Here is a 10,388-nt window from a genome sequence, read left to right as displayed (position 1 = left end):
TCATAGCTCAGTTGGTAGAGCAAGTGACTCTTAATCACTGGGTCCTGGGTTCGAGTCCCCGTGAGCGCACCATTTTTTTTGTCTTTCTCACACACCGGGCCGTTCCGCAACGATCACCAGATGGTCCGGCTGATCGTCGGTGAGCGATACAATCCGCAGTCCGGCTTCCGGCAGAAGTTTCTCCCATCCCGCCCGCCCGGGCGAGGAATAGGGAAATTCCACATTCTGCATCCGGCCGGAGGCGATTCCCGGCCGCACCCCGCCGGTGAGCAGCAGACGGCCGCCCGGCTCCAGCCACGAAGCGATCCGGCGCAGCATCGCCCCATGTTCCCCGATCGCGAGATGAAAGAGCGAATCCCACGCCAGCACCGCGCCGAACCGTTCCGCAGAACGGAACTCCGCCGCATCGCACTGCACAAAAGTCGCACCGGGAGCGTTCCGCCGCGCCAGCTTCAGCAGTTCCCCGGAGAAATCCACGCCGGTCACCCGGAAGCCGCGTTCGAGCAGAAGTTGCGTCTGCCGCCCCCAGCCGCAGCCGAGTTCCAGAATGGAGATGCCGGCCGGAAGCCGGGCGATCCACGCTTCGAGCGCCTCCCGCCCGTAAGAGCCGGGCGTCGCCCCGGCGATCCACGTCGCAATCCGGTCATACCCCTCCCGTACCTGACGGTGGCACGAGGCGACGGCCGCACAGGTTGCCGCCTCGTCCGCGGCATGGAGCACCAGATCGTGCCGGAACGGGAGCCGGAGCGTCTCCGCGAACCGCTCCTCCCGTGCCGTACCGCCGCAGGGGAAAAATCCCAGTTCGGCCAGAGAATTTTTCAATTCCGTCCGGGAAGCGGTTCCCGCGGGGAAACAATCCGCCCGCACCACAGAGCCACCGCCGCAGCCGACCTTCAGATGCCCGCCGAACCGCGCGACCACCGGGGCAAGCAACTGCTCCAGCTCCGCCCGCTGTTCCGGGGATGGCGGCGGCCGATCCGGCGCTTCCGCCCGGGGATCCCGCACAGAAAAGAGATCGTGTACCATGATCCGGTCGCCGACCGGCTTTTCATACCGCCCCGCGCGGAGCATGCCCAGCCGGGCGGCAACCCGGAGCGAACTGGCGTTCTCCGGCCGGATGTCGGCGATGACCCGCCCCGCCTTCCGCACCCGGAATGCGAAGTCGAGGCATCCCCGCGCGCCCTCCGTCGCGTAGCCGCGATGCTGAAACTCCCGGCGCAGCATCCAGCCGACGCCGAGATGGGAGCGGCCTTCGATCTCCTCCGGAATCAGTCCGATCTGACCGACCGCTTCGCCCGAGTTCCGTTCGACCGCCAGCCAGTAACCGCAGCCGTACTCCCGGTAGCGGAACAGCATCCGCGCCAGCCACTGCCGCACCTCCTCTTCCGAAAAAGCGTGCTCCCACGCGTACATCACCTCGATATCCTGCAACATCGAACGAAGCGCCGGCAGGTCCTCCTCCGTCATCTCCCGCAAAATCAGCCGTTCCGTGGCGAGAATCACCCGTCCCGGCGTTTTCTCCCGGCAGTCGCCCATCAGCGCGCCTCCGTTTTAACCGGCCGCACTTTCGCCCCGGCGCAAACCTGCGCTTCGCCGTCAACCAGATCCAGCCCCGCCTTCCCGGCCGGCGTCGCACGGCTCACCCCGAAACCGGCAGCGCCGCTCCGGACAGAATCGTGTTTCATACCTCCTCCGTCTTCTCTCCACTGTGGTTCAAGCCTGTGTGATCCATCCGGTATTGCGAGGGGGAAACTCCGTAAATCCGGCGGAACTCATTGGTAAAATGATAGGCGGAATTGTATCCGCACTCGGCCGCCACCTCCTTGATCCGCAAAGTTCCCGCCGCCAGCAGACTCTCCGCCCGCAGCATGCGCAATCGAACCGCCTGCTGAAACGGCGTCCGCCCGGTCAGCGCGACCACCCGGCGACGGAAGGTCGGTTCGCTCATGTGAAAGCGGGCCGCCACTTCCCCCGGATGAAACGGCTCTGCAAAGTGGCGGTCGAAATAGTCCAGAATCGCCCGGTCCAGTTCCGGAAGCGGCGGCGCCGCATCCAGAAAACGGCGCACCATCTGCAACACGGCAAACGCGTCTCCGCCCAGCAGTTCCGCCGCCTCCTCCCGCAGATCGCGGCAAACCCGGGCAAACAACGACTGCACCGCGCCGGATTCCGCCCCGGGGACGAAATCCACACCGTCGAGCCGGAAACGTTCCAGCAGAAGGTTCAGCCACGTTCCCCGCATTAAGATGCCGTACTTCTCGCAGGACGATCCCTCCGGATGGAGCCAGTCGTTCTCCGCCCCCGGACGCAGGAGAAAGAGATCCCCCGCCTCGGCGGCATAGGCGCGGCCGCCGCAGCGCAGCAGAATCTCCCCCGACACCACGTATTCCAGCGAAAGAAAATTCTGTCGACGCCGACGCTGAAAACTGTATCCTTCCAGAAACGTGTGATAAGCGGAAAAACAGGCCAGTTCCGGCGGCAGTGCCGCCTTCCCCGTATACCGCACCGCCTCCCCGATGCCATGTTCTCCGGCCCGGCAGATCGAACCATCCCGGCTGCGCGCCTGAAAACAGGCGGGCTGTCGCAGAAAAAGTTCAATATCGGCAAGCTGCCTCATCTTTCGTTATTCCGCATCTCTTTTTCTTTTTCTGTATCAAAAATACCACGTTTCACAGGACGATGCAACCTGCTTCATGGTAAAATATGGCAGAAAAACCATTTCACCCCCGGGAGGTCAAAACGATGGAATATTCTGTCATTCCGCTTCATATCGGCATGGAGAAACCCCTGCGCTGTCTCCATATCGCCGACACCCATCTGCTCTTCGCCGACGGCCGCGACAATGCCGCCAAATACAACATCGCCATCCGCCGTTACGGAGAATATGTCTACACCAACATCGGCAGAAATGTGCCCTATTTTCTCGACGCGCTGCTCTACACCCGCGATCACTGCGACCTCATGCTTCACTGCGGCGACCTCATCGACTTCGTCTCTCTCCAGAATCTCGAAGTGGCGCAGAAGCTCTTCGACCTGGCCGGAATCGACTATTTCATGTGCGCAGGCAACCACGAATACACTCACTACTCGGGCCAGCATCCGGAGACGCCGGAGGAGGCCGAAGCGGGACGGCACCTGGTGCCGCGCTATTTCCGCAACAACCTCTACTTCGACTCGCGGCAGATCCACGGCCTCAATCTGATCGCCATCGACAACGGCAATTACCGTTTCACCACCGACCAGCGGGAACGGTTTGAACGGGAGGTCGAACGGGGAATGCCGATGATTCTGCTGATCCACAACCCGATCTACACACCGGCACTCGCCGACTACCGGTTCGACAACGAAGGAAAAGGGTCGCTCGCTCTGATCGGCTGTCCGCCGGACGCACCGGAACGGCACCGGAAATTCGACACCTGCCCGCCGGACGAAACCACTCTCGATTTCATCGCGCGCCTGAAACGGGAACCGCTGCTCAAGGCGGTGCTCGCCGGACACGTCCATTTCCATCAGAACTATGCCGAAGAAATCGCCCCCGGTCTGCGGCAGTTCGTCGTCGGCGGCGGCTATTACGGCTGCGGCGAGGTGTTCGAAATCTCCTGACCGGTCTGGTCGATCAGAAGTAACGGCCGGTGAGCCGCCGGATCAGCCGGAGATAGCTCCACGAAAGCGGAATCAGCGCCCCGATCCATGCGGCGGGGTTGGAGAGACACACCCCGGCATACCCGAACCACGCCCCCAGCAGCGGCGCGCCGAACGAACGGACGAAGAGTTCGCTCACCCCCGCCATCATCGGCACAAAGGCGTACCCCATCCCCTGCAGGGCGTTGCGGTAGATGAAGAGAAATCCGAGCAAAACATAGAATCCGCCGTTGGTAATCATGTAGATACGGACCAGGTGAACGATCTCGCTCTGCCCTTCGCCGAGAAAGAGCGCCGTGAACTGCGGACACAACATGATCACCGCAATGCCGATCAGCACCGCGAACACCGTCGAAAGCTTCATGCAGGCGTTCACGCCATGACGCACCCGGGTGTAGAGCTTCGCTCCGTAGTTCTGCGCCGCGAAGGTCGCCACCGCAATGCCGATCGAAAATCCCGGCTGAACTGCGATTTGATCCACCTTGGACGCCGCGGTGAAGGCGGCGATCGTGGTCGATCCGAACCGGTTCAGCACCGCCTGCATGACGATCACTCCGATCGCGGTAATCGAGAACTGAAACGCCATCGGCAGTGCGATCCGCAGATGCTCCCAGGCGAACATCCAGTCAAACCTCCAGTCGCTCCGCCGCAGGTGAAGCTCCCGGAAATGGCGGAGAGCGTAGCGGTAACACCAGAACCCGGCCGCGAACTGCGACACCACCGTCGCCCACGCCGCGCCCGCCACCCCCATGTCGAACCAGAGAATGAAGATGAAATCCAGCACGATGTTCAGCACCGAGGCGATGATGAGAAAGTAGAGCGGCGTCCGGCTGTCGCCGAGCGCGCGGATGATGCCGGAAATCAGGTTGTAGAACACCGTCGCCCCGATGCCGATGAAAATGGCCGAAAGATACCCGCTCGCCCCGTCGAAGATATCCTCCGGCGTATTCATCATCCGCAGCAACGGCCGGGTGAAGATCACGCTCACCACGGTCGCAATCAGCGACACCGCGGTGCAGAGGATGGTCGCCGTGGCGATCGAACGGCGCACCCCCCGGTGATCCTTCGCCCCGAACCGCTGGGCGGTGATCACCGTCACCCCGCCGGTGAAGCCGAAGAAGAAGCCGAGCACCAGAAAGCAGAGCGGTCCGGTCGCGCCCACCGCCGCCAGCGCCTGCACGCCGATGGTGCGGCCGACGATCACCGTGTCCGCAATGTTGTAGAGCTGCTGAAAGATGTTGCCGATCAGCAGCGGAATGGTGAACATCACGATCAGCCGCAGCGGGCTGCCGACAGTCATATCCTGGGTCATGAGAAATCCGGGTGTTCTGAAAAAAATGTCTTCGGGAAAGCAGTCCGCATAAAATAACGCCGTCCTCCTCTTCTTTCAAGGAGCACTCGATAAAATTTTGCCGTTTTCCCGCGGATTCCGCCGGCTGAAATTTGCAATCGGCACATTCCGACTGTACATTGGGTATTTGTCTTCAATCAACAACTCCACAACGATATGGATTTTACTGCCATGAGCAACACACAGACCGTCAGAACCCGTTTCGCCCCAAGCCCGACCGGCTTCATGCACGTGGGCAACCTCCGCACCGCCCTCTACGCCTTTCTGCTGGCAAAGTCGCAGGGCGGCAAGTTCGTCCTGCGGATCGAGGACACCGACCGCACCCGCTACGTCGAAAACGCGGTCGAGGTGATCTACCGCACTCTCGAGCAGGCGGGGCTCCCCCACGACGAGGGTCCGGATGTCGGCGGCGACTTCGGCCCTTACGTCCAGAGCGAGCGCAAGTCGATCTACCTCGCCTACGCCGAGGAGCTCGTCCGGCGCGGCGCGGCCTACTACTGCTTCTGCGACAAAACCGAAGAGCACGACGGCGATGAAGAGAGCGTCTCCACCGGTTACGACGGCCGCTGCCGCAACCTCTCCGAAGCGGTGGTGAAGGAGCATCTCGCCGACGGCAAGCCCTACGTCATCCGCCAGAAGATCGACAAGGAGGGAGTCAGCACCTTCGACGACCTCGTCTTCGGCCGCATCACCATCGAAAACAAGGTGCTCGACGACCAGATTCTCATCAAGCGCGACGGCATGCCCACCTACAACTTCGCCAACGTCGTCGACGACCACCTGATGCAGATCACCCACGTGGTGCGCGGTTCGGAATACCTCCCTTCCACCCCCAAGTACAATCTGCTCTACACCGCCTTCGGCTGGGAGATTCCGCAGTATGTCCACCTGCCGCTCATCATGGGGCGGAGCGAGGACGGCACCATCGCCAAGCTCTCCAAGCGCCACGGTTCAGTGAGTTTCGAAAATCTCGTCGCCGAGGGGTACCTCCCCGAAGCGATCGTCAACTACATCGCCCTGCTCGGCTGGTCGCCGAAGAACGACCGCGAAATCTTCCCGATGCCGGAATTGATCGAGATCTTCAACATCCACGGGCTCAACAAATCCCCCGCGGTCTTCGACTACGATAAGCTCAAGTGGATGAACGGCGAGTACATCAAGGCGATGACGCCGGAGGAGTTCGCCCGCCGCAGCTTCGCCTTCAGCGGCCTCGAAGGAACTCCCCTCGCGGAGAAATGGAACAAGATCGCGCCGCTCCTCCAGCAGCGGGTCGAGAAGCTCGATGAGATTCCGGAGAAGATCGCCTTCCTCCGGGAACTGCCCGAATACACCGTCGATTTCTTCTGCAACAAGAAGAGCAAATCCAATCCGGAAATCGCGAAAACGATCCTCAACGACCTGCTCCCCGCCTGCGAGGCGCAGCAGGAGTGGAGCGCCGAAGCGCTCAGCGCCCTCTTCACCGGGTACGCCACGGAGCACGGCATGAAGCTCGGGCTCCCGATGTGGGGCATCCGGATCGCGGTCTCCGGCTGTCTGGTCACCCCCGGCGGCCCGGCAGAGATCATGGAGATTCTGGGCCGGGAGGAGTCGCTCCGGCGTATCCGCCTCGCGCTCGACAAACTCTGAGCTGAAGTTCAGGAAAAGAGCAGATGGAGGAGCATCCCCGCCGCGGCGGAGGTGAAGATCACCCCCATGATGCTCATCTTGCGGTAGTAGAGAACCAGTCCGGAGTAGATCAGCACCGGGAACATCTCCCAGCAGACGGAGAACTCCCCGGTGTAGGCCTCCGGGCTGCCCGCCAGTTTCCGGACGAAGTAGTCGATCGGAATCTGTTCAGAGAAGATCGACATGCCGAGGCAGGCGACCAGCGCGGAGGCGACCAGCGCCACCGTCACCGGCTTCACGCCGAACATCAGACTGCGCACGAGAGAACTCTTCTCCCCCTTCTGATAGAAGCGGGTCGCCAGCGACATCAGGATCATCGAGGGGGTGAGCAAGCCGATGGTGGCGGCGAGTCCCCCCGCCCAGCCCGCCTGCCGGAACCCGAGAAAGGTGGCGAGGTTGACGCCGATCGGCCCGGGAGTGATCTGCGACACCGCCATGAAGTTGCCGAGCTCCTCCAGCGTCAGCCACTGCCGGGCGGTGACCAGTTCGTCGATGTAGAACTGCAGCAGACTGCCGCCGCCGTTGAGGCAGAGCAGACCGAAGCCGCAGAAGAGCAGAAAAAGTTTCAGCAGAATCATTTTGCCGTGCCCTCCCCGAGCTCGCTGCCCGGCGGCATCTTCCGGCAGATCAGTATGCAGTAGATCACGCCAAAGAGGAGTCCGCCGCCGATCAGCCAGCCCGGATTGATGTGCCCGACCAGAATCAGCAGAAGACAGGCGAAGAAGAGCGCCTTCTGCACCGGACTGCCCACCGACCCGCGCCAGATGCGGAGCATCGCCACAAACGTGAGCGCGGTCATCGCGGTCCGCACCCCGGCGAACGCCCCGGCCAGCAGCGGGTGCCCGATCGGAATGAGGTCAAACCCCATCGCCACGAAGCTGATTACCAGAAACGAGGGGGTCGCCACCCCGGTGAGCGCGGCGAACGCCCCGGCAAACCCGGCCACCCGGAATCCGGCGTAGATCGCGACGTTCCCCGCCGTCAGCCCCGGCACCACCTGAATCAAGGCGAGCATGTCGGAGAGTTCGCCGTCGCGGAGCCAGTGGTACTTGCGCACGAACACCTCCTCCGCCACCAGCAGGATGGCGAATCCGCCGCCCACCACGAAGAGCGCGATTTTGAAGAACTCCCAGAAAAGCACCCAGCAGAGCTTCCCCCGGGAGGCGGCGGGAAGAGGCGGCTCCGGCGTCTGAATCGTTGTTTCCATCGTTCCGTATCCATCAAAAAAAAATTCCGGGCGGCTCCGGAACGCTGCCGGAATCCACCGCGGGGTCAATGCAGATCATTCATTGATAAAAATTACCACCACTTCCCCGGTTTGTCAACCGCGCGGCGACTGTTCTCCGGGAAAACCGCCCCCCTTCCCCGCCTTGACACCGAGGTACAGCGGCGCTATATTCTACAGAAAATCAACATCATGACCGTCACCTGACACGAAGGAATCCGGAACCTGTCATCATGAGCGCAAAAAAACTGTACGTCATCGCCAACTCCCACATGGACCCCATCTGGCTCTGGCGGCTCCGCGAAGGCCGTTCCACCTGGCTGAACACCTGCCGCTCGGTCGTGCGGATGCTGAAGAAATACCCGTTCCTCAAGTTCTGCCGTTCGTCGAGCAGCTGCTACGAGTGGATCGAAGCGTGCGACCCGGCGCTCTTCGCCGGAATCCGGGAACTGGTTGACGCGGGGCGCTGGGAGCTGGTCGGCGGCTGGGTCGAGCAGTCCGACACCATCATCACGCCGGGCGAAGTTCTGTTCCGGCAGGCGGAGTTCGGGAAACGCTACTTCCGCGAGAGGTTCGGCAAAGAGGTCCGCATCGGCTACAGCGTCGACTCCTTCGGCCAGAACGCCGGGCTGCCGAAGATTCTGAATGCAACCGGCTTCGACCGCTACGTCTTCATGCGCCCGATGGCGGAGGAGAAGAGCATGCCCTACCTCTTCCGCTGGCGCGGCGACGACGGCAGCGAGGTGGTCACGCTGCGCATCCGGCAGGCCTACTGCACCCTGCCCGGCTGGAAGGAGAAACAGGAGCTCTTCGACTGGATCGATCGGCTCTTCGCCGAGGGCGACGAGCACCAGACCTTCTTCTTCGGCGTCGGCGACCACGGCGGCGGCATCTACGAAAAACAGTTGAACTGGCTGCTCGAAGCCGCAGAAACCCGCGCCATCGAATTCTCCACGCTGGAACACTATTTCGACGTGATCGAGACGATGGATCTGCCGGTCTGCGAAGGCGAGCTCACCCATCACTCCCCGGGCTGTTATTCCGCGGTTTCGGCGGTCAAACAGCAGCTTGCCTCCGCGGAGCGCGCTCTCTTCAAGGCGGAAAAACTGGTCCTGGAATCCCCCGGACCCGATGCCGAAGCCGACAAAAAGCGGCTCGACGACGCCTGGAATCAGTTTCTCTTCAACTATTTCCACGACGTCTACCCCGGCACCGCCGTAAAGAAGGCGTTCGAAGGCGAAGTGCGCGACCTCACCGGATACGCCCGGTGGATCGCCTCCTCCATTCTGGAAAAACGGCTCGGCCGCTACGCCGCCCGGGCAAAGAGCGACTTTCTGACCGAAGGCGGCGTTCTGCTCTGGAACCCGCTCCCGGTACCGGTGCGGGCGCTCTTCCAGTTCGACACCTTCGCCGACCCGAACTGCAACGGGGAACACTTCAACGCATTGCGCGACGGCGACGGCGCGGTCGTTCCGCTTCAATTCCTCCGGGCCGCCACCCCCTACGGCCCGAACAACGCCTGGGGGCGGGCCACGGCGGTGGTGGATCTCCCGCCCTCCGGGTTGCGGATTTTCGCCTATTCCCATGAGGCAAATTCCCCTGCCGCGCTCGGCTTCGAGCGTCAGAAAGCGGCCTTTGCCCGCATCGCCTTCCCGATCCTCGCCGATGTCGGCGACACCTGGGGGCACGGTCTTGCCCGCCTCGGGGAAACCATCGGCGAGGCGGAGTGGATCTGTTTCGAGGAGATCGACAACGGTCCGGCGGCCAGCTGTCTGCGCGGCCGCTACCGCTGGAAGCAATCGGAATTCCAACTGGACCTCTTCGCCTTTGCGGGCATTCCGGAACTCTTCGCCCGCTGGCGCGCCGAGTGGCACGAAAAGGACGACACGGTCAAATTCTGCTGGCGGACCGGGATCGACGGCGGCGAACTTCTCTCCGGTCAGGCCGCCGCCCTGCTCTCCCGCACGCCGGATGCGTGTGAACAGCCGTTCATCGACTTCGTCGCCGCCGCGGGGAGCGACGGGAAAACCTCCGGCATCCTCGCGGAGGCCCTGCACAGCTACGACTCCTTCGGCAGCGGGGAGTTGCGGCTCACGCTGCTGCGGCCGGTCTGCTATGCGGAGCATCTCCCCCACCGCCTCCACGGCGATGAAGGGTACGCCGATCTCGGCGAAGTGGAGCAGGAGTTCTGGATCTGCGACGGCCGCCCCGCGACGGAACTGCCCGTCACCGCCCGCGAACGGCTCTGGGGAGCCGAACATCTGGAGATCACCGCCGCTTCCGACGGGGCGGAGCTTCTGCGCACCGTCTGGAGCGTCGAACCGCCCGAAGTGATTGCGCTCTGCCAGAACAGCCGGGTGTTCCGGCTCTGGAACAGCGCCGCCGAACCGAAGAAGTTCCGGATCTGCCGCGACGGGGAGGAGTTTGCTTCCGGCACTCTCGCACCGGCGGAAATCCGCACCCTCCCGGCCCGCTGAATTCGGCCGGGTGCCGCCCTCCCCCCCC

At 62.8% G+C, this 10,388-nt stretch carries 9 protein-coding genes; 3 read left to right on the top strand and 6 right to left on the bottom strand.

The window, feature by feature from the left end; translation table 11 throughout:
• Nucleotides 1-87 precede the first annotated feature (87 nt).
• The 3 genes from ACMLHG_RS14525 to ACMLHG_RS14515 are packed head-to-tail and all read right to left on the bottom strand — an operon-like array spanning nt 88 to nt 2,617.
• Nucleotides 88-1,536 carry a GNAT family N-acetyltransferase gene (locus ACMLHG_RS14525; RefSeq protein ID WP_417170956.1) on the bottom strand — a complete coding sequence of 483 codons (1,449 nt, stop codon included), beginning with the start codon at nt 1,534-1,536 and terminating at the stop codon, nt 88-90.
• Entirely contained in the window at nt 1,536-1,685 is a 150-nt protein-coding gene (locus tag ACMLHG_RS14520; RefSeq protein ID WP_295807639.1) for a hypothetical protein, read from the bottom strand. Before ACMLHG_RS14520 ends, ACMLHG_RS14525 begins: the two co-directional genes overlap by 1 nt.
• On the bottom strand, nt 1,682-2,617 hold the full coding sequence (locus ACMLHG_RS14515; RefSeq protein ID WP_295807636.1) for a helix-turn-helix domain-containing protein: 936 nt from the start codon (nt 2,615-2,617) through the stop codon (nt 1,682-1,684). The genes ACMLHG_RS14520 and ACMLHG_RS14515 overlap by 4 nt, the downstream gene beginning before the upstream one ends.
• 125 nt (nt 2,618-2,742) lie before the next feature.
• Here ACMLHG_RS14515 and ACMLHG_RS14510 point away from each other — a divergent pair, with 125 nt between their 5' ends.
• Nucleotides 2,743-3,603, top strand: a complete 861-nt coding sequence (locus ACMLHG_RS14510; RefSeq protein ID WP_417170955.1) for a metallophosphoesterase — start codon at nt 2,743-2,745, stop codon at nt 3,601-3,603.
• A gap of 13 nt (nt 3,604-3,616) precedes the next feature.
• On the opposite strand, the gene ACMLHG_RS14505 is transcribed toward ACMLHG_RS14510, so the two are convergent.
• Nucleotides 3,617-4,942, bottom strand: a complete 1,326-nt coding sequence (locus ACMLHG_RS14505; protein WP_417170954.1) for an MATE family efflux transporter — start codon at nt 4,940-4,942, stop codon at nt 3,617-3,619.
• 222 nt (nt 4,943-5,164) lie between these two features.
• Between ACMLHG_RS14505 and gltX the strand changes: the two genes are divergently transcribed.
• A complete protein-coding gene (gltX, locus tag ACMLHG_RS14500; RefSeq protein ID WP_417170953.1) occupies nt 5,165-6,619 on the top strand; it encodes a glutamate--tRNA ligase in 1,455 nt (484 codons plus the stop codon).
• An 8-nt stretch (nt 6,620-6,627) separates the two neighbouring features.
• On the opposite strand, the gene ACMLHG_RS14495 is transcribed toward gltX, so the two are convergent.
• On the bottom strand, nt 6,628-7,236 hold the full coding sequence (locus tag ACMLHG_RS14495; protein ID WP_294433740.1) for a chromate transporter: 609 nt from the start codon (nt 7,234-7,236) through the stop codon (nt 6,628-6,630).
• Nucleotides 7,233-7,865, bottom strand: coding sequence for a chromate transporter (locus tag ACMLHG_RS14490; protein ID WP_417170952.1), 633 nt, complete (start codon nt 7,863-7,865; stop codon nt 7,233-7,235). Before ACMLHG_RS14490 ends, ACMLHG_RS14495 begins: the two co-directional genes overlap by 4 nt.
• 251 nt (nt 7,866-8,116) lie before the next feature.
• On the opposite strand from ACMLHG_RS14490, the gene ACMLHG_RS14485 reads away from it, so the two are divergent.
• Nucleotides 8,117-10,360, top strand: a complete 2,244-nt coding sequence (locus tag ACMLHG_RS14485) for a hypothetical protein (protein WP_417170951.1) — start codon at nt 8,117-8,119, stop codon at nt 10,358-10,360.
• The last annotated feature ends 28 nt before the right edge of the window (nt 10,361-10,388 follow it).

The sequence above is a fragment of the Victivallis sp. genome (genome assembly GCF_048170485.1).
Taxonomy (GTDB): domain Bacteria; phylum Verrucomicrobiota; class Lentisphaeria; order Victivallales; family Victivallaceae; genus Victivallis.
This window is presented reverse-complemented; position numbering and strand designations above follow the sequence as displayed.

Bases quoted from the DNA above. Each gene is read 5' to 3' on its own strand.
- ACMLHG_RS14490 (WP_417170952.1), bottom strand. From the start codon at position 7,865: ATGGAAACAACGATTCAGACGCCGGAGCCGCCTCTTCCCGCCGCCTCC.
- gltX (WP_417170953.1), top strand. From the start codon at position 5,165: ATGAGCAACACACAGACCGTCAGAACCCGTTTCGCCCCAAGCCCGACC.
- ACMLHG_RS14485 (WP_417170951.1), top strand. From the start codon at position 8,117: ATGAGCGCAAAAAAACTGTACGTCATCGCCAACTCCCACATGGACCCC.
- ACMLHG_RS14510 (WP_417170955.1), top strand. From the start codon at position 2,743: ATGGAATATTCTGTCATTCCGCTTCATATCGGCATGGAGAAACCCCTG.
- ACMLHG_RS14525 (WP_417170956.1), bottom strand. From the start codon at position 1,536: ATGGGCGACTGCCGGGAGAAAACGCCGGGACGGGTGATTCTCGCCACG.
- ACMLHG_RS14515 (WP_295807636.1), bottom strand. From the start codon at position 2,617: ATGAGGCAGCTTGCCGATATTGAACTTTTTCTGCGACAGCCCGCCTGT.
- ACMLHG_RS14495 (WP_294433740.1), bottom strand. From the start codon at position 7,236: ATGATTCTGCTGAAACTTTTTCTGCTCTTCTGCGGCTTCGGTCTGCTC.
- ACMLHG_RS14520 (WP_295807639.1), bottom strand. From the start codon at position 1,685: ATGAAACACGATTCTGTCCGGAGCGGCGCTGCCGGTTTCGGGGTGAGC.
- ACMLHG_RS14505 (WP_417170954.1), bottom strand. From the start codon at position 4,942: ATGACTGTCGGCAGCCCGCTGCGGCTGATCGTGATGTTCACCATTCCG.